The sequence below is a fragment of the Providencia sp. PROV252 genome (genome assembly GCF_033676005.1).
Taxonomy (GTDB): domain Bacteria; phylum Pseudomonadota; class Gammaproteobacteria; order Enterobacterales; family Enterobacteriaceae; genus Providencia; species Providencia vermicola.
Window position 1 is genome coordinate 4,424,437 of record NZ_CP096294.1, and the last position, 22,979, is coordinate 4,447,415.

General features: G+C 41.6%; 29 protein-coding genes. 6 read left to right on the plus strand and 23 right to left on the minus strand.

Annotation, left to right across the window (positions count from 1 at the left end; all coding sequences use genetic code 11):
- Position 1: 1 nt before the first annotated feature.
- The 12 genes from M1F05_RS20535 to M1F05_RS20590 all read right to left on the minus strand — a co-directional run bounded on the left by M1F05_RS20535 (position 2) and on the right by M1F05_RS20590 (position 7,068).
- Entirely contained in the window at positions 2-337 is a 336-nt protein-coding gene (locus tag M1F05_RS20535) for a GPW/gp25 family protein (protein ID WP_206085908.1), read from the minus strand.
- The gene (locus tag M1F05_RS20540; RefSeq protein ID WP_206085907.1) at positions 337-966 is read right to left on the minus strand and encodes a phage baseplate assembly protein V; all 630 of its coding nucleotides are present in this window, start codon (positions 964-966) and stop codon (positions 337-339) included. Before M1F05_RS20540 ends, M1F05_RS20535 begins: the two co-directional genes overlap by 1 nt.
- Positions 963-1,604, minus strand: coding sequence for a phage virion morphogenesis protein (locus M1F05_RS20545; protein ID WP_206085904.1), 642 nt, complete (start codon positions 1,602-1,604; stop codon positions 963-965). Before M1F05_RS20545 ends, M1F05_RS20540 begins: the two co-directional genes overlap by 4 nt.
- Positions 1,605-1,617: 13 nt before the next feature.
- On the minus strand, positions 1,618-2,028 hold the full coding sequence (locus M1F05_RS20550) for a phage tail protein (protein ID WP_206085902.1): 411 nt from the start codon (positions 2,026-2,028) through the stop codon (positions 1,618-1,620).
- Between the two features lie 151 nt (positions 2,029-2,179).
- Positions 2,180-2,689 (minus strand): lysis system i-spanin subunit Rz, encoded by a 510-nt coding sequence (locus M1F05_RS20555; RefSeq protein WP_206085900.1) that lies wholly within the window; start codon positions 2,687-2,689, stop codon positions 2,180-2,182.
- Positions 2,679-3,224, minus strand: a complete 546-nt coding sequence (locus tag M1F05_RS20560) for a lysozyme (RefSeq protein ID WP_206085898.1) — start codon at positions 3,222-3,224, stop codon at positions 2,679-2,681. The genes M1F05_RS20555 and M1F05_RS20560 overlap by 11 nt, the downstream gene beginning before the upstream one ends.
- Positions 3,224-3,505: a hypothetical protein gene (locus M1F05_RS20565; RefSeq protein ID WP_206085896.1), complete on the minus strand. Its 282-nt coding sequence runs from the start codon at positions 3,503-3,505 to the stop codon at positions 3,224-3,226. The genes M1F05_RS20560 and M1F05_RS20565 overlap by 1 nt, the downstream gene beginning before the upstream one ends.
- 2 nt (positions 3,506-3,507) lie before the next feature.
- A complete protein-coding gene (locus tag M1F05_RS20570; RefSeq protein ID WP_206085895.1) occupies positions 3,508-3,708 on the minus strand; it encodes a tail protein X in 201 nt (66 codons plus the stop codon).
- Entirely contained in the window at positions 3,708-4,193 is a 486-nt protein-coding gene (locus M1F05_RS20575) for a head completion/stabilization protein (protein WP_206085893.1), read from the minus strand. The genes M1F05_RS20570 and M1F05_RS20575 overlap by 1 nt, the downstream gene beginning before the upstream one ends.
- A gap of 93 nt (positions 4,194-4,286) precedes the next feature.
- Positions 4,287-5,084 (minus strand): phage terminase small subunit, encoded by a 798-nt coding sequence (gene gpM / locus M1F05_RS20580; RefSeq protein ID WP_206085885.1) that lies wholly within the window; start codon positions 5,082-5,084, stop codon positions 4,287-4,289.
- Positions 5,085-5,137: 53 nt separating this feature from the next.
- Positions 5,138-6,190: a phage major capsid protein, P2 family gene (locus M1F05_RS20585; protein ID WP_206085883.1), complete on the minus strand. Its 1,053-nt coding sequence runs from the start codon at positions 6,188-6,190 to the stop codon at positions 5,138-5,140.
- 29 nt (positions 6,191-6,219) lie between these two features.
- The gene (locus tag M1F05_RS20590) at positions 6,220-7,068 is read right to left on the minus strand and encodes a GPO family capsid scaffolding protein (protein ID WP_206085881.1); all 849 of its coding nucleotides are present in this window, start codon (positions 7,066-7,068) and stop codon (positions 6,220-6,222) included.
- A gap of 147 nt (positions 7,069-7,215) precedes the next feature.
- On the opposite strand from M1F05_RS20590, the gene M1F05_RS20595 reads away from it, so the two are divergent.
- Both M1F05_RS20595 and M1F05_RS20600 read left to right on the plus strand, forming a co-directional pair.
- Positions 7,216-8,934 (plus strand): terminase large subunit domain-containing protein, encoded by a 1,719-nt coding sequence (locus M1F05_RS20595; RefSeq protein ID WP_206085879.1) that lies wholly within the window; start codon positions 7,216-7,218, stop codon positions 8,932-8,934.
- Positions 8,935-9,966, plus strand: a complete 1,032-nt coding sequence (locus M1F05_RS20600) for a phage portal protein (protein ID WP_206085877.1) — start codon at positions 8,935-8,937, stop codon at positions 9,964-9,966.
- 405 nt (positions 9,967-10,371) lie between these two features.
- Here the strand turns inward: M1F05_RS20600 and M1F05_RS20605 are convergent, their stop codons facing one another.
- From M1F05_RS20605 to M1F05_RS20650, 10 genes are all read right to left on the minus strand, one after another.
- Positions 10,372-11,262 (minus strand): hypothetical protein, encoded by an 891-nt coding sequence (locus tag M1F05_RS20605; protein WP_206085875.1) that lies wholly within the window; start codon positions 11,260-11,262, stop codon positions 10,372-10,374.
- 8 nt (positions 11,263-11,270) lie between these two features.
- Positions 11,271-11,918, minus strand: a complete 648-nt coding sequence (locus M1F05_RS20610) for a hypothetical protein (protein WP_206085874.1) — start codon at positions 11,916-11,918, stop codon at positions 11,271-11,273.
- Positions 11,919-11,932: 14 nt separating this feature from the next.
- Positions 11,933-12,802, minus strand: a complete 870-nt coding sequence (locus M1F05_RS20615) for a TIGR04255 family protein (RefSeq protein ID WP_206085872.1) — start codon at positions 12,800-12,802, stop codon at positions 11,933-11,935.
- Between the two features lie 251 nt (positions 12,803-13,053).
- Entirely contained in the window at positions 13,054-15,444 is a 2,391-nt protein-coding gene (locus M1F05_RS20620) for a replication endonuclease (protein WP_206085870.1), read from the minus strand.
- Positions 15,437-15,760, minus strand: a complete 324-nt coding sequence (locus tag M1F05_RS20625) for a DUF5405 family protein (RefSeq protein ID WP_094961855.1) — start codon at positions 15,758-15,760, stop codon at positions 15,437-15,439. Before M1F05_RS20625 ends, M1F05_RS20620 begins: the two co-directional genes overlap by 8 nt.
- Positions 15,760-16,560, minus strand: coding sequence for a DNA cytosine methyltransferase (locus M1F05_RS20630; protein ID WP_206085868.1), 801 nt, complete (start codon positions 16,558-16,560; stop codon positions 15,760-15,762). The genes M1F05_RS20625 and M1F05_RS20630 overlap by 1 nt, the downstream gene beginning before the upstream one ends.
- Entirely contained in the window at positions 16,560-16,781 is a 222-nt protein-coding gene (locus tag M1F05_RS20635; RefSeq protein ID WP_206085866.1) for a TraR/DksA C4-type zinc finger protein, read from the minus strand. The genes M1F05_RS20630 and M1F05_RS20635 overlap by 1 nt, the downstream gene beginning before the upstream one ends.
- Positions 16,774-16,995, minus strand: a complete 222-nt coding sequence (locus M1F05_RS20640) for a DUF2732 family protein (RefSeq protein WP_206085864.1) — start codon at positions 16,993-16,995, stop codon at positions 16,774-16,776. The genes M1F05_RS20635 and M1F05_RS20640 overlap by 8 nt, the downstream gene beginning before the upstream one ends.
- A gap of 74 nt (positions 16,996-17,069) precedes the next feature.
- On the minus strand, positions 17,070-17,504 hold the full coding sequence (locus M1F05_RS20645; protein ID WP_206085862.1) for a DUF5347 family protein: 435 nt from the start codon (positions 17,502-17,504) through the stop codon (positions 17,070-17,072).
- Between the two features lie 185 nt (positions 17,505-17,689).
- Positions 17,690-17,980, minus strand: a complete 291-nt coding sequence (locus M1F05_RS20650) for a Cox family DNA-binding protein (protein ID WP_206085861.1) — start codon at positions 17,978-17,980, stop codon at positions 17,690-17,692.
- A 109-nt stretch (positions 17,981-18,089) separates the two neighbouring features.
- Between M1F05_RS20650 and M1F05_RS20655 the strand changes: the two genes are divergently transcribed.
- Together M1F05_RS20655 and M1F05_RS20660 are read left to right on the plus strand one after the other, a co-directional pair.
- A complete protein-coding gene (locus tag M1F05_RS20655; protein WP_206085860.1) occupies positions 18,090-18,395 on the plus strand; it encodes a helix-turn-helix domain-containing protein in 306 nt (101 codons plus the stop codon).
- Between the two features lie 66 nt (positions 18,396-18,461).
- Positions 18,462-19,433 (plus strand): tyrosine-type recombinase/integrase, encoded by a 972-nt coding sequence (locus M1F05_RS20660; RefSeq protein WP_071548760.1) that lies wholly within the window; start codon positions 18,462-18,464, stop codon positions 19,431-19,433.
- Between the two features lie 276 nt (positions 19,434-19,709).
- On the opposite strand, the gene M1F05_RS20665 is transcribed toward M1F05_RS20660, so the two are convergent.
- A complete protein-coding gene (locus M1F05_RS20665) occupies positions 19,710-20,285 on the minus strand; it encodes a Spy/CpxP family protein refolding chaperone (protein ID WP_206085858.1) in 576 nt (191 codons plus the stop codon).
- 150 nt (positions 20,286-20,435) lie between these two features.
- Between M1F05_RS20665 and cpxR the strand changes: the two genes are divergently transcribed.
- Together cpxR and cpxA are read left to right on the plus strand one after the other, a co-directional pair.
- A complete protein-coding gene (gene cpxR, locus M1F05_RS20670; RefSeq protein WP_206085856.1) occupies positions 20,436-21,134 on the plus strand; it encodes an envelope stress response regulator transcription factor CpxR in 699 nt (232 codons plus the stop codon).
- Positions 21,131-22,501: an envelope stress sensor histidine kinase CpxA gene (gene cpxA / locus M1F05_RS20675; protein ID WP_047756819.1), complete on the plus strand. Its 1,371-nt coding sequence runs from the start codon at positions 21,131-21,133 to the stop codon at positions 22,499-22,501. Before cpxR ends, cpxA begins: the two co-directional genes overlap by 4 nt.
- Positions 22,502-22,979: the final 478 nt, after the last annotated feature.

A 22,979-nucleotide genomic window follows, 5' to 3' on the forward strand; every position in this document is an offset into this window, starting at 1 on the left:
CTTACCTCACGGGGATTGTTGTTGCTAAAGGTTGACCGTCATTTTTCATGCACTGCAGGTAAAGCGTTGTAACGCCCTCATCATTTTGTTTCACTTCAATTTTTTGCAAACTTACACGAGGTTCCCAACGTAATAACGCCATATAGCAGGCACTCATTATTTTTAATCGCAGTGGCTTGTTATCTGCCTGGTCAATCAATTCCATCAAAAGCGAACCATATTCACGGCGCATCACTCGCGAACCAATTGGAGTCATTAAAATGTCATTAATGCTCTGGCAAATATGCGCATCATCATTAATTTTCCGCCCAGTGTTTCTGTCAAATCCGCTATACATTATTTGGGTCCATCCGTTCTACTACCGCCGCGTTGCACACCACCGTGATCGTGGTCATCAACAACAACACCGTTAGAGGAAAACGCGCCGCCTGTATGGGTAATATTTCCGCTCATTTTTCCACCTTTTGTTACATTCAACGTAGCGCACGTCAGGTTTTCCGAACATATAACAGTTGGCGTATTGAAATTAATTTTACTGCTAGCATTAACCGTGACGGTTGGCGCCGTTGCGTCAATGGCATCACTGGCATTAACGACAGCTTTTTTAATACCGGTCACAGATAATTGCCCCGTGGCTGGCTCATATTCAATCACCGCACCATCACTAAACGTCTTGTGCATGGCCTCTGCTGAATGGCTTGGCGCATCATGAGTAAAGCTATACAACGAGCACAAAATAAATGCGGTGCTTAGTTCACCACCAATCGCACCGATCAACACTTGCTCGCCAACACTTGGCGCCCACCAAGAACGACCCGCACCGGCTCGGTCTGCACCAAACATGATCCAATCGGTGAGATTTTCACCCGTTCTTACGCGACATACTTTTTTCGCCAGGTCGATTTTTTCAACAATGCCGACCCGCAAAATATTTGAAATTAGGCGCTCAAGTTCAGTAATACTCATTTTGCACTCATTAAATCCTGGTAAATGATTTCCAGTAATCCAATTCGTTCATGAGGTGATAGCCCCAATAACTCACGTTGTGGATACTGTGTTTTTGCAAGTTCGTTAATCGTTCCGTTAAGCCCGTATTGGTGCTGCCTTGCAATCGCCGCCGCACGACCTTGAAAACCAACAACGGCAGCGGCTGGCGTTGATTGCATCCGTAGAAATCTGGCGGTGCGTAACCGTTGAAACATGGGATCAGGTCGCTTAGTGCTACGCCGTGTTTCTGATAAATTAATCGCTAAAAATCGGTCAATATCACTACGGTAGAATGACCTTAGCGCGCCGCGCTCCTCATCAAATCCTGTTATCATCCGACCATTACGACCTTTCGTACTGCGCCAGCTACGCAACCGGCGAACCTCGCCTTTATACAAAAATTCAACACTTTGCTTTGACCGAAGCACTTTTGTTTTTCTTGCCTGGTACGCTGACCCGTCAGGATTTTTTTGACTACGAATACGTTTTTGTTGATCTGTTCTAATCGCTTTTGCCAGCCTGGCAGATAATCTGCGACGATAAGCGGGGCTTGTTGTTGAAAGCAATCGTGATAATTCATCATCTAGCTGTGCAAACAGTGAATTTTCATTACTCACGATTTACCCCTCGTTATTTAGGTTGAAATTTCGGTTCTGGTAAGTGCGTGATCACATCTTTACCGCTGGAACTGTCAACGGTGACACGTTCAGTCACTTGCAAAACAATCAAAATGTCGGCGGTATCGTTATCTAAAATATCTGCATCAAAACGAATGCCGGCTTCACGTTTATCTGGGTTGAATATCAAATCAGGCTGCTGTTCACGAACCCACTTCATCACCGGTAACGTTAAGTTATCCAAGGGATTCGGGTAATCCATTGCCAATACATTCAATTTGTAGCGATACAAAAATGAATTGCTTGCCGTTCCGGTGGCGATGACTTGCCCCTCAGTCACATAGACTTCAAGTGCTTCGGCACTTTGCTGAAAAATGGGATCGCTTTTTGCGATAAACTCCCTTAATAATTTCGGCTTTAACATCACTGCCCCCTATAATGCTCAATGGCACGAACACAACGTTTTTCAAGGCTTGGCTTATCCACTTTGCAACTGTTATCGATAGAAATGTAAAAGCTAAATCCCCAAAAAATGCACAAATATAAAATGATGCCGATTGCACAAAGTGCTTTTTTCATAGTGTTAACCTGCATTGCTTTTCAAGCTTTATCGCCCTGGCTTGCCAATAATCTAGTTTGGCTTGGTCACTGATAATGCCGGCTCGGATATCGTAAATAAGCTGTCCAGCTTCTGCAGAGAATCGGATTTCGGTTCCATCGCCCACGCTGCCGCTGCTGGTATTTCGACTTGCTGACAACTCACAGATAGCAAGGTCGGCTTTGGCGAACCGCAACCGCTTATCACCATTAGCCAGGGAACGACGAAGACGATCATTTTCATTAAGTTCATGCTTAAGTTTTCCTGAATATTCCGCATCTAATTCAGCGGCGGCACGTTGTGCTAACTTCATACGCTCAATCACGGCATCACTGTGCATCTTCGCCTCAAGGGCTATCGCGGTGATGGTTGTTTCATGCATTGCCGTTTGTACCGCTAGCTTTTTGTCGTAATGCCATTTACCCACAATCACCAATAGGGCCAAACCAATAACGAGATACGTTGAAAGGCCACTTTTATTCATCATCAAGCCCCCAACACGCTAACGCTGATTCTTGCTCACGGCGTAACACCTGCCCGTAACACCCGTTTTTCTGCCCTTTTGTTTGACGACAATCTTTGCCGCCATCAAAAATCCAACGTTTGATTTCTTGGCAAGCCCCTTTTTTATCGCCGCTATTGAGCTTTTTATAAAATGTCGAAGTAAAGCATTTACCAGGGCCGATATTGTAGGGGCAAAAACTGGCAATACCGGCAACCTGTGCGTCTGTTAAGGGGACTTTGATATTACGTAGCACCCAGTTAACCGCCTTTTCAGCTTCAATACGGTTAACCTTGGCGCACTGTTCATCGGTCATCGTCATGCCTTTTTGTACGGGCTTACCCTCTATTCGTGTAACACCTCGGCATATTGTCCAGATACCGCCCGCATCTTGGTAAGACGTCAGCAAATTCCCTTCTTTTTCATCAAGGAATTGGTCAAGGATTGCTGTTGCACCAGCTCCACCTAATAACAAGCCAATCATGGCTTTACTGAATAAGTTCACGTTATTTTGTCGCATTACAAATCCTGTTTAGGTGCGGTAATAAAGTCTTTCACTGACTCGGAGGCATTACCTAATTCACTTTGTTTTTTTAAGGTGTTCACATAGTCGGCCCATATTTCCGTCCTTTTTTGCTGTGAACGACGATTAAGCAAATAATTCAGAACACCCAAAACAACACTGACAATAAGCCCAAATAGAAAGCCAACTTCATAAAGTGTGAAACCAGAAAAGAACGCGCCAACGGTGGCGAAAAAGTAAGTAAGCTTGCTGTGAAGTTCGCTGTAAAGTTCGTCCATCCCTAATCCCACAATTGAATAATGTCTTTCTGTTTAGGCTCGGTAATGTCGGGCATATCAACCCATTGACCCGCATTTAATTCAGTTGTCAGGCACAACCCCGGGTTAGTTTCTAAAACCTGCTCAACGACACCGTGTGTTCGCCCGTAATAGCGGAAGCACAACAAATCTACGGTATCGCCTTGATGTGCCTGAATTTTCATTACGCTAACTCCGCAATCATGCGTTTCTCGCCAGTCAAATCACGGATCGCATTTTGGGTATCACGTTTTAAATCATCAATTTGCGTGCTCAATGCCTCGGCGTGCTTTTCACCATCTCGCGTTGTGTCAATATCACGATAGTTTTCAATCAAGTACGCTTTGGTGTAGCTGTACACCGCATGACGATACAAAAAGGTATGATTAGTTTCGTTATTCACGGGCGGTGACGGTATTTTTTCCAATGCATCAACCGCTTGCTGACTTTGCCAGTGACTTAATAAATTATTGACATAGATAACCGAATTCGTGGTGGCATGTTTTAGCCTGGCAGTTGTGACTGTGCCATTGATACGCATCGCCCATCGGAGATCTGAAAGCTTAATCTCAGGGTAAAAAGGGATGCTTTTAACCGTTTCGCCCTGGTCATTGATATCGATGGTTTCATCTGTTGTCGCAATGGTTTTCTTAGCAACTAGCCCGTTCATTCGGTCACCTCAATAAAAAACGGCGGTGGACGATGAAACAACGTTATTTACCCTGTTTCACCGTGCCGCCGTGGCACACGGGGGTGCATTCGGTTAAGACGCGGCTTTTTTCCGTGTCGTTGTTGTCTTTTTCGTGGTGGCTTTCTTCACTGCCGCCTTTTTAGGCTCTGGATTTTCGGCAATGACAGGCTCTTGTGGTGGAGTATCATCTTGTTTTACTGTGATTTTTTTGATTTCTCGCTGCAGTAATTCAATATCACGCTTAACACCCACTTTTTCATGCAGTAACACTGCGCTTTGCATCAGCTCAACCGCCCGTGACTTGTCGTTAATGTCATCATTTAAACGCAATGTATAAGCCAATGATTTATAGAGTTTTGCCCGAACTTCATTAGGCACATCGTATGATTTAGTTAGCCCACTTAAACGCTCTAATACATTGATAGAAATTAATTTTTCTTTATCAACACCCGCCGCAAACAGCGTCAGCGCTCTATCACAAATTTCATCAATCACCATCGTTGCCGGTGTGCGGCTATAACGTTCTGGCAACGGCAAGTTATAGGCGAGAACGTAATCAGCCATATCAAGCGCACGGTCATAGTTTTCACAATCAATTTGCCAAACAAGGAGCGTTGTAAAAACTTCGTCTGATTGCCCTGTATTGGCAGATAACACGCCGTCAATCCAAGGTTCGTACTGTTCAAGTATTGTTTTTTTATACTCAACCTTAAATTCCGTACCTTGAATATTGCTAAGTCGGGTTTGGTCGTGACGTAAACGATGTAAAATTTGTTCGTATGCCGTCATGTTTTCGGTTGTCTGTTCATCGCCTCGGCGTTCTGCCATGACGTGGCGCCAGTGTTTCTGCGCCGGTGTGAGTTGTTCCATTGCACGCTCCCCGTTAAAATACCGGTGCCACAATGACACCGGTGGTTTTACTGTTACTCGCCGCTGTTAGCACCAGCAAAGGTAATATCTTCAATCAGACAACCTAAGCCGTAATCTTCAACCGCATAGCCGTCATTGCTTTGTGCATAAGTTGCAATACGGTTATATTCCGGTTCATTTTTGATAAAGCGGGTTAACTTCCCTTTCTGCCAGTACAGCGATAAGTTTTTCATGGTCGTGATAAATACCGCACCATCAGGCATATAAGGCACTTGAACCGTCGGAATGCCCCCCAAGGCACTGAGTTTTAACAATTCATTACCGGCGAGCAGTTCCATATTTGGATTTTGCTGGCTGTGCTGATTGATAACTTTGAAGTTTTTCTGTGTGACCAGTTGGCGACCAACAATTGCAACAAGCCCCACGGCCTGTCTGTGCCACGGATCAAGTAAGCTATTCACAGCATCGAAAACGAGCGCATCAATATTGGCATATTGCCCTTTTGTGATAATTTTCCCGTCCTCATCACGAGAAGTCAGGGTGATACCTTTCATCACACGTTGTGGCGCACGTTCACGCATTAATTGCAGCCAACCAATATTGACATCTTGCAGTAATGGGTAGGTGTTACGGTCAGATTTCAGCGCACATTTCTCACCGTTAAAACCAATCATCAAACGGTCTAAGGCTTCACGCTGTAAAATTTGCTGATTAATCAAATTCTGAAACTCAGGATGCCCCGCCCAGGCATCTAACTGCGTATAAGAAATCATGGTGTCAAAGTTGGTTTGTTCACATGAATATCGATTTGCAGTTAAATCATGTACTGACTGTGGTTCACGGCGATCAGTTGTCGAGGTGTTGCGACCCGCGATAGGCTTATTTACAGCGATTAAAATCGTTTCGCCTTTTTGCTCGGTGACACCGAATGAGTTGATTTCTTTTAGAAATGGGTGATTTTCCATCACCGCTTTTTCAATTTTTTGCTGTACAGACGGATCAACCGAAAACTGCAGCTTATCATCTGTTCTGACAGTATGATTTAGACGCGCTTGATTATCTAAATAGGATAAAAACGCCTTTTGCACTTCTGGTGTATATGACATTGAGGCCATTCCTTAATAGTCGGGTTTAATTAATACTCAGACTGAACAAACCCGCCGTTACCGGTGGAAAGTTGACGTTGTTCACCGCCCGCATCTGTGTTACTCAATTGCGTTTTCAGGGCTTCAATTTCCTGCGTAAGTTTGCTGATATCACCCGCTTGAGCTTCATTTTTCGCTGTTAGCGCTTCCACTTCTTTTAACGCATTGGCACACGTTGTTGCCGTGAGGTTAATCCCCTCTCTGAGAGCTGAAATTTCTTGTGACGCCGTATCACGCTGAATACCTAATACTTTCTTTAGCCCATCCAAGAATTGCTCTGATAATGATTGCTTATCAGTTTTATCTTTCACTGCTGCTGCAGTTAGCTTTACAACGGTTTCCAGGGATGCCGTATACGTGTTGTTTGCATCATCTGGTAAGCCACGTTCGCGGTTACTCAGTTTGATAACTTGCGTACCAAATGCCGCTGGTGTGTCTGTTAACGCAACACCTGTCAGATAAGCCCCTTTTGCGGCATCATTCGGGCAATCCGGTAAAAACTCGATACTGGAAAAGATTTTTTGACCACTTTGATTAAGCGCTAATAATCCAGCGTCTTTTACGGGATCAATGGTCGCGGTAATTTCTAAGGCTAATTTCCCTTTTAATGGCCCATCTTCCAATTCAACAGCACGAACGGAATCGACCATGGAAAAATGGCGCCATTGGCTATCAGGGAAAATACTGGTGATGTGTTCTAAGTTAATTCGTGCAGCATAAAGTTGCGGGCTGTAGTTGTCCGCCATCTGCTGGATTTGGTCACGCGATACAGCAAAGCCGTTAAGCGTTCCACCCTCCGTACAGACGATGACTTGTAGTGTTTTATTGTCCTTTGGCATTGGGTTTTTACTCCGAAGATAGCGACAATTCTGTGTGCTTATATCTTCGCAAGTGATTGTTTATGATTCAAAACCTTTGCCTTGTCGTGTCAATGTGACAAGTTAAAACCGTGGAGGACTACGCGCGCGATGTGGGAAAGTTGATACATGATGACAGACTCATTACGCGATCCGAGACAGGAAGCGAAAAGCCTCTACTGGCAGGCCTACAGCATTTCACAAATTGCCACTCACTTAAATGTGAGTGCGAATACTATTTATTCATGGCGCCGGCGGGATAAATGGGATGAAACCGAGGTAATGCAACGCCTTAGCGGTGAAACCCATGTCCGTATATTGCGGTTAATGTCAAAAGAGAATTTGACCGCTCATGATTTCAAAGTCATTGATTTTTTAGGGCGTCAACTAGAACGCTTTAACAAATCGAATGAGCAGCACGAAACAGAAAAGAAACCGAAAACCCCGAAAAACCATTTCACCGATGAGCAAATAGACCAATTGCGCGACCTCGTATTGGATTCACTCTATGAACATCAAAAGAAATGGTACAAACAAAAACACCGCCGTAACCGGATGATTTTAAAGTCACGGCAAATCGGGGCGACTTGGTATTTTGCCAGGGAAGCATTAATTCATGCGCTAGAAACTGGTAATAACCAAATATTTCTATCGGCTAGCCGCGCCCAGGCATTGCAATTTAAAGTTTTCATTCAGGCCCTCGCACGGCTTGTCGGCGTTGAATTAAAAGGCGGCGATAAAATTATTTTAGCCAATGGTGCAACGCTGTTTTTCCTTGGCACATCGGCGGCTACCGCACAGTCATACACTGGTGATCTCCATTTTGACGAGTTCTTTTGGACAGCGAATTTTATGGAACTGCGTAAAGTCGCTGCAGCAATGGCAACGCAAATTGGTTTACGCCGTACTTACTTTTCGACGCCCTCGTCAGAAGAACACGAAGCCTATCCGTTCTGGACGGGGGATTTCTTCAATAATGCACGTACTGAAAGTAAAAAAATCCTTATTGATACCAGCCATAAAACATTAAAAAACGGGCAGTTAGGCGGTGATAATATCTGGCGTCAAATCGTTACGATTCATGATGCGCTTAACTCTGGCTTTGACCTGGTTTCCCTGGAAGAAATCGAGAGCGAAAATACCCCTGATGATTTTGAAAACCTGTATAACTGCCAGTTTGTTAAAGCCGGTGAACGAGCCTTTGATTACAACGCCCTGATTGCACGAGGTGTTGACGGGTATAACCGTGAAGTTTGGCCTGATTGGAAACCGTATACCAACCGCCCTCTTGGCAATAAACCGGTACATATCGGTGCTGACCCAACAGGCACTGGTGGCAATGGTGACGGCTTAGGGATAGCCGTTCTTTCTCCACCTGCAGTCACGGGCGGTAAATGGCGAGTCATTGAAGCCCTGCGTTTTCGTGGTATGGCCTTTGAAAAACAAGCCGAAGAAATCAAAAAATTAACACTGCGCTATAACGTTATCGGGATCACGATTGACGGAACTGGCGGGACGGGTGAAGCCGTCTATGAGTTGGTTAAGAAATTCTATCCCGCAGCAACCATGATTGGTTACTCCGCACCGGTTAAACGGCTAATGGTCCTCAAAACACAAATGTTAATTCGTAATGGTCGCCTTGAATATGATGCCGGCGCACAACACATTGCCTCATCGTTTATGACAATTAAAAAGGTAATCACACCAGGCGGCATTGTTACCTACGTATCGGAAAGAACACGCGGCGTTGATCACGGCGATATTGCCTGGTCAATCATGAATGTTTTATATGGCGAACCTATTGGCAGTGAAACTGCAAATGAAGGTTCCTGCATATCGGAGTTTTAAATGGAAACTGAATTACCCGTTGTCACCAACACAACAAACTTACCTGCTGAAAATCAATGTGCCGCATTCACTTTTGATAACCCCATACCCATTATGGGCACCTATGATTTACTGGATTGCATGGAGTGTGCCAAAAATGGCAAGTGGTATGAGACACCGCTGGATTTTTACGGCATTGCGCGCGCCTTTCATTCTGCAGTACATCACCAATCGCCGCTATTTTTTAAGCGTAATGTGATAATGAGTTGCTTTATTCCACATAAGGCACTGACCTATAAAGAAATGAGCGCTTATGTATTGGATTACCTGGTATTCGGTAATGCTTACTTTGAGAAGCGCATTAATCGCCTGGGCGGTTTACTGCAGCTAAAACGCTCACCGGCTAAATATACTCGCCGTGGTGTTGACCTGGATAACTATTTTTTTGTTCAAAACTTTCGTGACGCTCACGAGTTTAAACGCGGTGATGTGTTTCACTTAATCAATCCAGACATAAACCAAGAAATCTATGGTCTACCTGAATATCTTGCTGGTCTAATCTCCGCTACGCTCAATCGTTCAGCCACAACCTTTCGTGTTAACTATTATGAAAATGGTTCGCATGCCGGTGTGATTGTTTATCTAAATGACACCCTCGCCGATCCCAACGGTGTCAATGATTTAAAAGAATCGTTGCAGAAATCACGGCAAGGCGGTGCGTTTAAAAATCTCTTTGTCTACGCTGCCGGCGGTAAGAAAGACGGGATTCAAATATTACCATTTAGCCAAATCGCGGCGAAAGATGAATTTATGAGCGTGAAAGATACAACCCGCGATGACTTGCTCGCCATGCACCGCGTGCCCCCTCAACTTATGGGTATCGTGCCAAGTGGCTCAAGTAACTTTGGTGATATAGAAAAAGCCGCTAAAGTCTTTTCTATCAATGAATTATCCCCCATCATTGAAAGCTTGAAGTCAATCAATGAATGGCTAGGCGAAGAGGTTGTACGCTTCAATACGTACGCTTTGTTAGATGCCCTAGGTAGCAAGTGATAGAAAGATAAAAATACTTCTCCTCTGTATCAAGCTGTACGCTATCACACCGCTTTCAATTATTACTTATAGCTAGCCTCGTTTTAAATCAAAACGCACCAACCTACCCCACACAGGCGCAAAAAAGCGCCTTTTTTTATGCCTCAAACGTGCGAAAAAACAACCCCACCTACAACCCATTGCGCGCGATTGCTCCCCCGCCTCGCCCGCACACAAAAGGTGTGCTTTTTTGTGCAGTTGTGCCGATCACCAAAACCCGCACCAATACAGGCACGGAGTAGCAAATCGGCTAACGTTAAATTTGTGCAACTTGATGCGAAATTGTGAGGTTATTTTAGGCAATAAAAAACCGCCAAGGTTGGCGGCAAAATTAAAAAATTGAAGTGATAATTCATAAGCTAACTATTATTCACTTCCAGAACTCATAAAGCATATAAAATCAAGATTCAAACGATGAGTCAGATACTCATCCTTCTTAGTAAACTCATCAGCTGAAAGTACAAAATCCATAAGTGCCCCTTCATGGATAACTTCATCTAAGGCGCCCCCTCCTAGCTGTAGTAGATTTAGCTTACTAGACTCTCTCGACATCTCTTCCAGTATGGCTTTAAATTCATCCGCTAAACTTTCCTTTGTATCATCATCACACTTATATGATACTAATGCAGTGAATGTAACATCGTACCTTTCAGCATCTTCATCATCTAAAGGAGTACAGAAAACGAATATATCAAGAATATTTTCACGATTGCGAATCAAAAACAGATGAACTGGATGCTCTTTGTCTCTGCAATCATCAATAAATGCCTTATTAAATCCGTCAGGTAACGCTGCCCTAGTGTATGATTTTATTAACCACTCCAATAACATTGTGCAGTTATCTTTTAAAAAACTAAATTTCCCAGAATTGCCAACCCTTACCAATTGATTAATAAGTAAGTCTTTATCTAGAAAGAAACGTTTATCTTTCTTTATAAGAAACCACCTATCATCACCAGAAACAGGTTCATTAATAAGGATTTTTTGGTAATTTCTAGTGTGTTTTATACGTTCACCGTCCTTTACCTGCTTAGATTTAGCTTTTGTGAAAATAAAACCTTCAATATAAGAAACACCATTATTTGAGATGTCACATGTTTGGCTCACTATAACTAAAAACATCTTGTCAGTTACAGGAACCTCTCTTTCATTTTTTAGTGTCATTCCTTGTTGGCAATGCTCAAGAAAGTCCTGACTGAACATATCACAAGGAAAACACGTAAATTGTTGAACATCCCAATCAGAAACTAAATTCATTACAATACTCAGCTATAGCTTGTGTTGGATAACAAATATCTTTCTTCTTCAATTGAAAGTTGTTTCGCCAACTTAACTTTAGTCAACTTTTCAGCAACTTGATCAATATAAGAGATCAGTATATCAGTCTCTAAATTTTTATTTTTTAGATGACTAAGCAATGTTTTTCCATCGACTAAGACAGATTTCAAACCATTTTTTATAGTTAAATTGTTTTTTTCTAAGTAAATTGCGATATCAAAAATTCTTTGATACTGACTTTCAAATGATGTTACATCATTCGACAGAGACATATGATTATAGAGTGTAGCCCTTGACACTCCAGCCATTTCAGCAATTACTAATGTAGGCAAACCTAATTTACTTTTTAAAGTAGAAACCGCATCATTGATGCTAATAACCTGTTGCTCTGCCTTAATATCACTAGTTGTAACAGTATTAGTTTCAGGAGATTGAGTAACAAGAACGTAAGCATTATCTTCCTTTAATAGCGTGCAGTGACTGCTTTTACCATTAAAAGCTCTTATTAACCTATTCTCATTATTTTTAGTTAAACCTGCTCCATTATTGATTTTATTAGCTAAACGCCCATAAAAATCAAGTTGTTCTGCTTGACTATTAGAAATAGAAACATCATTAGAATCTATGTAATACATAATCAGCCCCTTTACTAATCTTCAATGTAACCCCAAACTCTATCACAAACTTCTTTATTTATGATTTTGTTAAACTCTTTCCTACATGTTTCATGTGATTGTGAAAAGAATTCTCTAATAGATTTTCCTGATAGATTACCATCATCTAGTCTATTGATTTCTTCTCCATGTAGCTCATAACCTATTGTAGAAACGAGAACATATTTATCTTTAAGGCGCGGGTCTAGCTTGTATGGTATATCTATCGGCATATGAAACCGTGGTTCTAATTCTGCCATATCTTTAGGTACATATTGATTAGCCATTTGAGGTAATTCTTCTAAGCAAATCTCCACTCTATGGTTTTGCCTTAAAACCTTGTTTACCTCTTTTTTACCAAAGGAGATTAAGCAATCTTCATCATCAAGAAAGTTCAAAGGTAATATATTACTACCATGGTGAAAAAAATCACTCAACTGATGAACACCATCACTCACAATGACATCGACGTACGCTAAAGCAACTTCTTCTATTTTCAATGAATTATAGACCTTTATCTGAGTTATAACCTCCATAACCTTTTGGAATGATTCACACAGATCATCAAAACGTCTATATTTTGTGGTTCTAAACTCAATCCCATCATCATCAAACAGGACCGCTTCTCGCCTATCACTAGTTAAAAAGCAAGTGCGTATTAGCTCTTCAGATACCACTTTCTGTGAGTCAGAATTTAAATTGAATTCTATTTTACTTCCTGTAACTGTTTCCCTATAAATAAAACCTATTAATTTCATTTCTTGGATAAGAAACTTGTTTTGGTCTGAAAACAACTGGGTTAATTCCTTTATCACCAACCTCGCAGTAACATAGGATAAAGGAGCCTGTTCATATCTCCCTCTCATTGGTGTTCCTCTCAATTTTATGCATTTAGACATTTTCTTAGACAGATTATAGCTGATTAATTCAACAAACAAAACAACTCTGTTCACATTATTTCTAATATATCTCTTAGCTTTTTCATATAGATATAAACTATATATAGTAAAAAATGATTAATAAAACACTATATGCTGTATCTGTTATATTAATACCGCTATAACATAAAAAATAATCAATTTTATATTCATTAAACAAAAACTAAACATAACCAAAATTAACTTTTGGTGATACCTACCCTAACCAACACATCAGCACACCGTTGTTTATACTTCTGACTTCTAGCTTTATTTTGTTCTGCTATTTCTTGTTTTCTTTGCTCTTTTCCATCTTCTGTTAACTCTAACCTCAGCCGTTCCCCGTCTAATTTCAGATAATAGTTACCGTCACTAACTCCCATGCCTTTAGCAAACATGGTTTCAACGTGGGGAATATCGAAATCAATACCGACCTCATTGGCAAAAGTAACTATTTCCGACTGAATTTCTTTATCACTCTCGCTTAATTCAATTTTTGATATCTGTCTTTGCTGATTACCCTGTGATATTTCGCTGCCTGCGGCGTTATTAGCATCTGTTTCTATAAACGCAAAACCGTATTCCTTAATGTTGCATACTTCACCTGAGCCGTGCTCAGGCTCGTAAAATTGCACATCTGATAGATTGGATGTGATCCGCGATCTACAGTTATTGACAGGACTCCGAGGCGCTCCGCTGTCGCTTCTTAAAAGATTAAGGTCAACGTCAACGGCGCTTTTCTTGACGATTTGATACTTTCTGTCGCGCGTTTTAATGACTGGGGCGCCGGCTTTTAATTGGTTGTAGATACCAACAACTTTCTGAACATCTTCACCGTAGACATTTACATCACTGACTTCACGGGCAACACGTATTGTTTCTTCGCGCCGGCGAATACATGGGCCACCTTGTGACATAACATATTCAAAGAAATCACCGCTATCTGCTGCCGCACGTACGCGCTCTGCAACTTCACCAAGCTGATCAGCAATAGAAACACCACGCAAACAAGAACGGCGACACTCTCGATAAGCGCCTTTTGATGGGAGTTTATAGAAATGAAATTGTGGTATACGCCAAGTTGAAGCCCACGCGGTAACTGCCGCCGCCATACTTTTTAAATCTTTGCCGGTTTCGTGGTCTATCTCACCATCAAGGGCGTAGCCGTCGATATTTTTAGCGATATATTTTGCAATATAGCCTACCGCACCACCGCGATTCATGTGTTTACATTCAAAACGGTATTTATGTGCTCCGGCTTCGTCACCATCTTCTTTTAATGCACGTTTGCGCATGATCTCAATGGCTTTTGCCCGACTGGCTTTATCAACAAATAACAACATGTGCCAGTGTGGTGTTCCGTCATGATGTGGTTCAACAACGCGGACACCATAAACATCAATGTTATTATCATTAAATGCCGAGCGAATACGCGACCAAACTTTAACTAAATACTGCTGCCCGTCCTTTGGTGTGTAGGCCTCATTTTTCCACTTGCTGTTAAGTACCGCGATCACATCTTTTTTACGTTTACGTAGCTTTGTTGGGTGGTATTTTGACGGGCAAGTCATGGTAATAAACATACCGATATCACCACGTTCTTTTGCTACGCGTTCAATTCCCGCCATTTGAGCCATAAGCTCCATACGGCGAATTTCAGGATTTGAAACACTCGCCATAACTTTATCGAACAAATCAAAGCGCTCACCAGTTTCAACATCCTGAATATCCATACCTTGCAGGTATTGCATATTCGATAAACGCTGCGCTTGTACTGCGCGAATAGCTTGTTTACTCGCATATGGGTTTCGATTTTGGCAAACATCCATATTGGCAATCATTAATGCTTCTAGCCATTGCGTGCGGTGGGCTTTTAACTTTCGACACCAAAAGTCTGCATTAACCAAGCGCTGTACAGCCGCTATCACTTTTCGAATTTCTAGATTTTGTTTACCTTTGCCTTTTTTGCGATTTTTCAAAACTCGGCAGTAGGCTTTATAATGAAGCGGTGCAATATGTAACCCTTTCACCAACTCAGCCAAACGCGCATAAATTTCTGTTTGTACTGAATCTTGATAGATAACTTCACGATCACCGTTATTCTGTTCTGTAAACTTATCGCAATAGGTTTCATACAAATTAGAGAAACCGGCAGCAATAATTTCAGCAAGCTTTTTCACCGATTTATCATTCAAATCAAACAACCGGTTATATTGGCTAACATCAGGCGATAAACGAGTTGAGATTGTTAATAATGCTTTTGTTTCAATTTCATAACGTGCATTGATAACAAGCAATCTTTGCCATATTTGCTCATGAAAACGGTAATATAAAAAGTCGTAGGCTTTACGTAACCCACTTTCTTTTAATAAGTTGTCATAGTGTTTTTGATAGCGATAGCGCAGAACGCGCGGCAAGGTTTGAATATCACTTAAAATCGCTTGCCCCTGAACAATCTGTTCACGGGTAAGCGGTCTTTCTATATCGGATTTATAGTAATCATTATCTTTTGGCTTATTCCACGGATACGGAAATACCATATCCGCGGTATAAGTCAGCGGTAACGTGGTGAAATCTAATACCTTAGACATTAAGCGCCCCGCCTAATGTTTCAGGTCTTAAAAGATTAATCGCGGTTTCACACCGGCGAGAAATGATATCTACCGCCTCACGATAAACATCTAATGTTTTAATGCCTCGCCCTTTAACGTTTTGAACATGATAAGAAACTAAATCAATTGCCAGCATCCACGGATCAGAATGACAGCAAACAAGGCTATAACAACGATTACGGCGGTTATATGACAGCAACCGCCAGATAATTTTATTGTTTTCTGTATCAACATGGCGCTGAATAGCGAAGCGAGTACCGCTAATGTAAACGCCATTAATAGGATCAAGCATCATTACTTAACCCCCTCTAAAACAGCGATATAAGCTTTTATGAACTCTTTCGCTGCTGGCGCGACGATGGCATTTCCGTAGGCGCGCACTCGTCCCACAATGTTGGTAATCCCATCAGTTTCAAGGCCATAACCGGCAGGTAAGACTCTAGTTTTTTCATCTGCTCCTTGGTTGGGTTGCCAGTCATCCCAAATGCATGTAGCCACATTTGTCGATACAGCGTATCGCTCCTTATCTTTCCATCTTTTCTGATGAATGAGTTCCGAATGTTGCCCCTGTCTGCATGTGCTCTTGCTGTCGGAGTAGCCCACCCAAAACAAGCGTTGCCTGATATGCGGGGCACCGAAGCCCGCAGCGCATAAATCGATTGCTGCTGTGGTGTAGCCCGCTGCTTCCAAGTCAGTTTGTATAATGTCGAGCCAACCAAGTCCGTCTGTGCTCGCAACTTGTTCACCAAAGATAGTGTTAGGTTTCTGCTGCTCAATGAGGTGGAAGAACGCTGGCCATAAGTGCCGCTCGTCAGTAGTCCCATTTCCTTTACCTGCGCCGCTGAAAGGTTGGCAAGGACAACTCCCTGTCCAAACGGGTTTATCGTCTGGCCATCCAGCTTGTCGCAATGCAAGTGACCAGATCCCGATACCTGCGAAGAAATGGCACTGTGTGTATTTTTCAAGCTCATAGGGTTTTATTTCCTCAATACTTCGCTCATCAACATCGCCAGGGGCAATCAGCCCCGCATCAATTAGATTTCTCAACCATTGCGCAGCATACGGATCTATTTCGTTGTAATACGCCCTTGCCATTACACACTCCGATAATGTTTACTTTTAAGTTCGGATACCGTTTGGCAGCCAATGCACAAAGTGCAACCAATGGACGCAATACGGCGGCTTTCAGGTATTGGATTTCCGCAACATTCACAAAAGAAAGCGGATACACCGCGCGGGCGGTCAGTAATTGCCTTTATTTGTTGTTCACGGATTAACATTTCGTGGTCGCTAGCGCGGTCAATTTCTTTAGACATGATCCAGCTCCGCAGCCAGATTTGAGTAATGCTCAGACTCATCATGAATTAATTGAATAATTTCATCTGAGGTCATTTTTTCTTTACGTGCTTTGTGTGCAATCGAATCAAGATGATGTGAAAATTTGTCAAATATTGATTTGCGTTCATCTTCTCGGTTAGCTTTTATGTTTTCTGCTACAGGGGTAAATATTGGATCAGGAAATGTTCTCATGTTCATTACCTATATTTTGATTGTAAAAAGCCCTGACGAATAAACGTCATTATTTTTTAATAACTAAATTTAAATTAGATTGGCATTACTATATGTGTTGGCAATAATGCGTTTAATGCCTTTATTTGATTGAGTGCATTAATAAATTGCTTTTGTTCGTTAACAATTAAATCATCAAATCTCATTTCTTTTTTATCACTTAGATTTGCAAGATGAAAAATCATATCTAATATTCTTTTATCTTGTTTACGTAAGTAATCAATGAAACCTGATAATTGTTGATTTGTTGGTTCTTCATTACGGCATTGTAGTAACTGAGCTCTCAGCTCTGCCGCTTTATTCAGCGCTATGGTGCGCTCTGTGAGTGTTCCTCCATCATTAGAGTACCGATCATAAGACTTTCTTTTTATGTTAGGGGCATCAGCCAGCTTTGATTGAAAACTAATAATCTCGGCTGTATTTACTTTCTCGCCTTTATTATCTATTTCTTTCATCGCCGTGTTACCCATATTAAACCCCGTAAAGTTTATCTATATATTTTGTCGCTTCTGCCATTGCATCAAATAACCCGAATGATTGCTCATTCTGTGAAACTTGATAGCGTGTAATGTGGCGCAATTTATTCCGTGGTATTTTATTTATCGTGAAGCCACGATAAATAAAGCAATGAGATTTAAGCTGCAATATTTGCATATTACAGCCCAACCCATAATAACCACGCATCACGTTGTTCTTTTGGTCTATTCAAAAATGCATCACGCATTGCACGGTTGAATTCAGGGATATAAATCCAGTTTTCACCACGGACTTTAACATCACCCTCATGATCTGGATTCTGCCAAACAATCAGCGGTAACTTATTTCTCTCAACCATATTTTTTACTGCTGATTCACTTTTACCAATCAGATCAGCGAATTTCTTATAAGGAACCGCATCCACTGGATAGTGAACTTGTAAATACTTTGCTGATTCTTTATCGCTCATGTTGCATAATCCTCTTTGTGTGAATGCTTATAAAAGCTTATATAGGCAATTTTAAGACTCGCATATAAGTTAGCCACATATGACCAACTAAAGAGGATATTAGACACATATGACCAACACGTCAAGCCTTGGTGAAAAAATTCGCTTAATACGTGAAGCGGAAGGACTAAACAGAAAAGAGCTATCTGAATTGCTAGATATCTCATATGGCTCATTAAACAACTATGAAACTAAAGGGATTCAACTTACAGAGTCATCAATAGTTAAATTCACAAACCACCCCAGATTTGAAAAGTACACGTTATGGCTACTAACAGGCAAAACTAATGAATCAATAGGACAAATTAGCCCAACTCTCTCCCCTGATGGGCAAAATGCTCAAATATTACCCCGCTCAGATCGGAAAACTGGCTGACAATACATACTGATTTACTTGATTGGATTGATAACAATTCAATATGCCACATCGGAGGGCTGCAATATGCCAATTAAAAAAACCGATGATGGTCGATACATGGTGGACATTAGACCTCTTGGGCGGAAAGGAAACCGGATCAGGAAGACATTTGATAAAAAATCAGAAGCGATTGCCTTTGAACGTTACACAATGGCGAATGCTAAAAAAGCGGGAACGAAAGCAGATAGGCGGCTTTTAAGTGATCTATTAGAACTTTGGTGGCTTTATTATGGCCAAACAACTGAAAATGGTTCGATAGAGAAAAGACAACTTAAAAAAACAATTAAGTTTCTTGGTGACCCCGCTATTAACAGATTGAATAAACAAGTATTACTTGAGCATCGTAGTGATAGGTTACTAAGTGGAACAAGTGCAGCGACTATTAATCGCGATATGTATCGTTTATCAGGCATGATTTCTACACTCAAAAAGCTTGAGGTGTTTAATGCAGATAATCCACTTAACGGCTTGCCACCTCTCAAAGAAACACCGCCTGAAATGACATTCTTAACTCATGATGAAATTAGTTTATTGCTATCTCAGCTATCATCAGAAGAAAAGAAAATCGCAATATTTTGTATGAGCACAGGCGCAAGGTGGGGAGAGGCAGCAACACTGCAGAGTAAACAAGTAAAAAATGGGCGAGTTACTTTTCTGAAAACTAAAAATGGGAAATCACGCATAGTTCCTATTTCTGAGGAATTAGAAAAGGAGATAAAAACTAAGCAAACCGGCTTATTGTTTGATGTTGATTACGAAAGTTTCAGGCTGAAACTAAAAGCTGTTAAACCTGATTTGCCAGACGGTCAAGCTACGCACGTTCTTAGGCATACTTTCGCAAGTCACTTCATGATGAATGGTGGCAATATTGTTGCGCTGCAACAAATATTAGGTCACGCCAATATTCAACAGACAATGGCTTATGCTCACTTAGCCCCTGATTATTTGCAATTTGCTATTACCTTAAATCCATTAAATGGGGGTATTAGTATTTAAGCATTAATAGGCGTTCAAAGTGTCCACGGACTGTCCACACTTATGATTTTTCGTGACTTTTATGGACGCCTAATGAAAACATTATCACATTGATAAATAAAGGATTTATTTATTTTTGAGATAAAAAAAAGCCCCTAACAGGGGCTATAAAAGACAGGGATGGTGTCTATGGCAAGGAAAAACTTCATTTATTGCTACTTCACTACTTACTTCAAAATTAAGGATCTGAAATTAACTTACTTACTCAACTACAACTACGGGTACTCTCAATCTGATTTATTGGAACTGCATCGCTTGATATTCAGCCATTTTGTGTTGGTGAATCTGTTCAAGCTCACTTTTCTGCTCTGGCGTCAATAATTGGTATAATTCATGATGAATTCTTGCCATTTCAACGCGTTGTTCCAATTCTTTTTGCATTCTTTTTTCAAGTTGCTGGCGAACCGCTTTATCATCAAAGCTATCCGCTATAATTAATTTATGTAACGCTTCACGCTCTTGCACTAATGCCGTGCTATCAGTGCGATAATGGCGCTGCGTTGCCATCAAATCACGTAGCTGCTGGCGTTGCTTTTCATTTAATGTGATACCATTAAACATAAATGTGCTGGCGCGTTCTTCACTGCTAAACATGTCATGTGACTGAAATGGCACAACGACTTGGTGAGCTGTCGAAGGTACTTCCTCAGGCTGCATCTGCAACATTAATGGCACTGAGCTTTCATCATTCGCAACGTTCTGTGAAACTTCTGCGAAAGCAATTGTTGGTCCGAACACAAATGCAGAAGCTAAAACTAACATTGCGGTTTTATGTACTGTATTATGTACTTTGCTATGTGTTGTTCTTCGCATTTGACACCTTGTCTCCGAACTGTGCTCGTGATTCAATGTGAATAAATATACACCTGTGGCTGCAAACTAGCGTCAGAGCATGTAAAAGAACGTAAAGTCATGGAATCGTACAGATTGTTATCGTATTTTGGCAGTTGGAGGACTTAAAAAATGCATAAAATCCTATTAGTTGATGACGACCGTGAACTCACGTCGCTCTTAAAAGAACTGCTGGAAATGGAAGGTTTCAATGTCGTCATCGCTTATGATGGTGAACAGGCATTGCAACAGATTGACTCATCCATTGATTTGCTTTTATTGGATGTCATGATGCCGAAAAAAAATGGTATTGAGACACTCAAAGAATTGCGCCAAATTCATCAGACCCCTGTCATTATGTTAACCGCTCGTGGTAGTGAGTTAGATAAAGTACTGGGCTTGGAATTAGGTGCGGATGACTATCTACCAAAACCGTTTAATGACCGTGAGCTCGTGGCACGTATTCGTGCGTTATTACGCCGCTCAAACTGGAGTGAACAAACACAGGATAGCAACAGCAATACCCCTGTATTGCAAGTTGATAAACTGCAACTCAACCCAGGTCGCCAAGAAGCCAGTTTCGATAATGAAATTTTGGACTTAACGGGCACCGAATTCACCTTGTTATATCTGTTAGCACAACATTTAGGCCAAGTAGTTTCACGAGAACACCTTAGCCAAGAAGTTTTGGGTAAACGCCTAACACCGTTTGACCGCGCTATTGATATGCATATTTCGAATTTGCGCCGTAAATTACCAGAACGCACTGATGGCCAACCTTGGTTTAAAACCTTACGTGGCCGTGGTTACTTAATGGTTTCTGCCACATGATCAACAGCTTAACCGCAAGGATCTTTGCGATTTTCTGGTTTACCCTCGCACTAGTGCTAATGCTAGTACTGATGGTGCCCAAGCTCGACTCTCGGCAAATCACCGTCCTGATGGAAAGTGAACAACGCCAAGGGGAGATGCTTGAGCAACATATTGAAGCCGAACTCGCACAAGCTCCCATGAATGACCTACTTTGGTGGCGTCGGATTTCCAACGCCATCAAAAAATGGGCGCCGCCGGGTCAGCGGCTAATTATTGTCACCAGTGAAGGCCGTGTTATTGGTGCGATGCCCAGTGAAATGCAGGTGATCCGTAACTTTATTGGTCAATCCGATAACGCCGATCACCCCAAAAAGAAAAAATATGGCCGAGCTGAAATTCTCGGGCCGTTCTCTATTCGTGATGGCGAAGACCACTATCAACTCTATTTAGTGCGCCCAGCCAGCAGCCCGCAATCTGACTTTATTAACTTATTGTTTGATAGGCCATTCTTGCTCTTAATTGCCACCATGTTAATCAGTGCCCCACTGTTATTATGGCTATCTTGGAGCTTAGCTCGACCCGCGCGAAAACTGAAAATGGCAGCCGATGATGTGGCCAAAGGGAATTTGCGGCCGCACCCTGAACTGGAAGCTGGGCCTCAAGAGTTCCTCTCCGCAGGGAACAGTTTCAATCAGATGATCAGCGCACTTGATGGCATGGTGAGTGCACAACAGCGCTTAATTTCTGATATTTCACATGAACTACGCACCCCACTCACTCGCTTACAACTGGCAACCGCCCTATTACGCCGTCGCCATGGTGAAAGTAAAGAGCTGGAGCGCATCGAAACCGAAACGCATCGTTTAGATAGCATGATCAATGACTTGTTGGTGCTCTCACGTAGCCAACATAAAAATGAAATTCTGCGCGAAAATATCAAAGCCGATGAACTTTGGGGGGATATTTTAGATGATGCTAGCTTCGAAGCGGAACAGATGAACAAAACGCTCGATATCACCTCAAACCCAGGCCCTTGGCCGTTGTATTGCAATCCTTCAGCGGTGGGTAGTGCGTTTGAAAATATTGTCCGTAATGCGCTGCGTTATTCACATACCCATATTGCTGTTGATTTTAAAGAAGAAAACAACGGTATTTTGATTACTGTGGATGATGATGGCCCAGGTGTTAGCCCTGCAGACCGTGAGCATATCTTCCGCCCATTCTACCGTACCGATGAAGCGCGAGACCGTGAAACTGGCGGTACAGGGTTAGGCTTAGCAATTGTTGAAACTGCGATTACACAGCATAAAGGCTGGGTGAAAGCCGATGACAGCCCTCTGGGCGGGCTAAGGTTACAAATCTGGCTACCTGAGCACGGCCGTTAAGCCATTTCAAACATTACTCCCAAAAGCCTTCTATTTAAAATAGAGGGCTTTTTTATTTCTATTCCCCAAATGGATTTATAAGCACCTAATATAGAATATTCTTATATTGAGTTCCCATAGCAATAAACCCTAAACCATCTCACAAAATATTAATCTGTTTATTTTAAATTAAAATAACAAAGTAAAATTAAATTTCAATAAAATTGAAATAATAGACACACAAATCTAATACATATCACATTGCTATATATTTTAATAAGTTACTCTTTCCTATCCCGAATAGTTTAATCTGATATTCTATTTTACTTAATTTAATTGTGATGATTGCTTCTCGACATAACACGGGTGGCTCACCCGTTAAAATTAGCATACTTATAATAAAGCAAAATATCACTACACTTTATATTGGTTTAATTTTTAGAAATTTATTTATCTTTATTGACCTGTTCAATATTAGGCGAACTCAACTTCAAACGGA

What these genes read in the sequence shown, in the direction of transcription:
- cpxR (WP_206085856.1), top strand. Translation starts at nt 20,436, where the DNA reads ATGCATAAAATCCTATTAGTTGATGACGACCGTGAACTCACGTCGCTC.
- M1F05_RS20550 (WP_206085902.1), bottom strand. Translation starts at nt 2,028, where the DNA reads ATGTTAAAGCCGAAATTATTAAGGGAGTTTATCGCAAAAAGCGATCCC.
- cpxA (WP_047756819.1), top strand. Translation starts at nt 21,131, where the DNA reads ATGATCAACAGCTTAACCGCAAGGATCTTTGCGATTTTCTGGTTTACC.
- M1F05_RS20595 (WP_206085879.1), top strand. Translation starts at nt 7,216, where the DNA reads ATGATGACAGACTCATTACGCGATCCGAGACAGGAAGCGAAAAGCCTC.
- M1F05_RS20665 (WP_206085858.1), bottom strand. Translation starts at nt 20,285, where the DNA reads ATGCGAAGAACAACACATAGCAAAGTACATAATACAGTACATAAAACC.
- M1F05_RS20660 (WP_071548760.1), top strand. Translation starts at nt 18,462, where the DNA reads ATGCCAATTAAAAAAACCGATGATGGTCGATACATGGTGGACATTAGA.
- M1F05_RS20605 (WP_206085875.1), bottom strand. Translation starts at nt 11,262, where the DNA reads ATGAATTTAGTTTCTGATTGGGATGTTCAACAATTTACGTGTTTTCCT.
- M1F05_RS20625 (WP_094961855.1), bottom strand. Translation starts at nt 15,760, where the DNA reads ATGATGCTTGATCCTATTAATGGCGTTTACATTAGCGGTACTCGCTTC.
- M1F05_RS20560 (WP_206085898.1), bottom strand. Translation starts at nt 3,224, where the DNA reads ATGCGACAAAATAACGTGAACTTATTCAGTAAAGCCATGATTGGCTTG.
- M1F05_RS20575 (WP_206085893.1), bottom strand. Translation starts at nt 4,193, where the DNA reads ATGAACGGGCTAGTTGCTAAGAAAACCATTGCGACAACAGATGAAACC.
- M1F05_RS20640 (WP_206085864.1), bottom strand. Translation starts at nt 16,995, where the DNA reads ATGAGAACATTTCCTGATCCAATATTTACCCCTGTAGCAGAAAACATA.
- M1F05_RS20645 (WP_206085862.1), bottom strand. Translation starts at nt 17,504, where the DNA reads ATGGGTAACACGGCGATGAAAGAAATAGATAATAAAGGCGAGAAAGTA.
- M1F05_RS20655 (WP_206085860.1), top strand. Translation starts at nt 18,090, where the DNA reads ATGACCAACACGTCAAGCCTTGGTGAAAAAATTCGCTTAATACGTGAA.
- M1F05_RS20535 (WP_206085908.1), bottom strand. Translation starts at nt 337, where the DNA reads ATGTATAGCGGATTTGACAGAAACACTGGGCGGAAAATTAATGATGAT.
- M1F05_RS20565 (WP_206085896.1), bottom strand. Translation starts at nt 3,505, where the DNA reads ATGGACGAACTTTACAGCGAACTTCACAGCAAGCTTACTTACTTTTTC.
- M1F05_RS20570 (WP_206085895.1), bottom strand. Translation starts at nt 3,708, where the DNA reads ATGAAAATTCAGGCACATCAAGGCGATACCGTAGATTTGTTGTGCTTC.
- M1F05_RS20620 (WP_206085870.1), bottom strand. Translation starts at nt 15,444, where the DNA reads ATGTCTAAGGTATTAGATTTCACCACGTTACCGCTGACTTATACCGCG.
- M1F05_RS20600 (WP_206085877.1), top strand. Translation starts at nt 8,935, where the DNA reads ATGGAAACTGAATTACCCGTTGTCACCAACACAACAAACTTACCTGCT.
- M1F05_RS20555 (WP_206085900.1), bottom strand. Translation starts at nt 2,689, where the DNA reads ATGATGAATAAAAGTGGCCTTTCAACGTATCTCGTTATTGGTTTGGCC.
- M1F05_RS20635 (WP_206085866.1), bottom strand. Translation starts at nt 16,781, where the DNA reads ATGTCTAAAGAAATTGACCGCGCTAGCGACCACGAAATGTTAATCCGT.
- M1F05_RS20540 (WP_206085907.1), bottom strand. Translation starts at nt 966, where the DNA reads ATGAGTATTACTGAACTTGAGCGCCTAATTTCAAATATTTTGCGGGTC.
- M1F05_RS20650 (WP_206085861.1), bottom strand. Translation starts at nt 17,980, where the DNA reads ATGAGCGATAAAGAATCAGCAAAGTATTTACAAGTTCACTATCCAGTG.
- M1F05_RS20630 (WP_206085868.1), bottom strand. Translation starts at nt 16,560, where the DNA reads ATGGCAAGGGCGTATTACAACGAAATAGATCCGTATGCTGCGCAATGG.
- M1F05_RS20615 (WP_206085872.1), bottom strand. Translation starts at nt 12,802, where the DNA reads ATGAGAGGGAGATATGAACAGGCTCCTTTATCCTATGTTACTGCGAGG.
- M1F05_RS20610 (WP_206085874.1), bottom strand. Translation starts at nt 11,918, where the DNA reads ATGTATTACATAGATTCTAATGATGTTTCTATTTCTAATAGTCAAGCA.
- gpM (WP_206085885.1), bottom strand. Translation starts at nt 5,084, where the DNA reads ATGGAACAACTCACACCGGCGCAGAAACACTGGCGCCACGTCATGGCA.
- M1F05_RS20585 (WP_206085883.1), bottom strand. Translation starts at nt 6,190, where the DNA reads ATGTCATATACACCAGAAGTGCAAAAGGCGTTTTTATCCTATTTAGAT.
- M1F05_RS20590 (WP_206085881.1), bottom strand. Translation starts at nt 7,068, where the DNA reads ATGCCAAAGGACAATAAAACACTACAAGTCATCGTCTGTACGGAGGGT.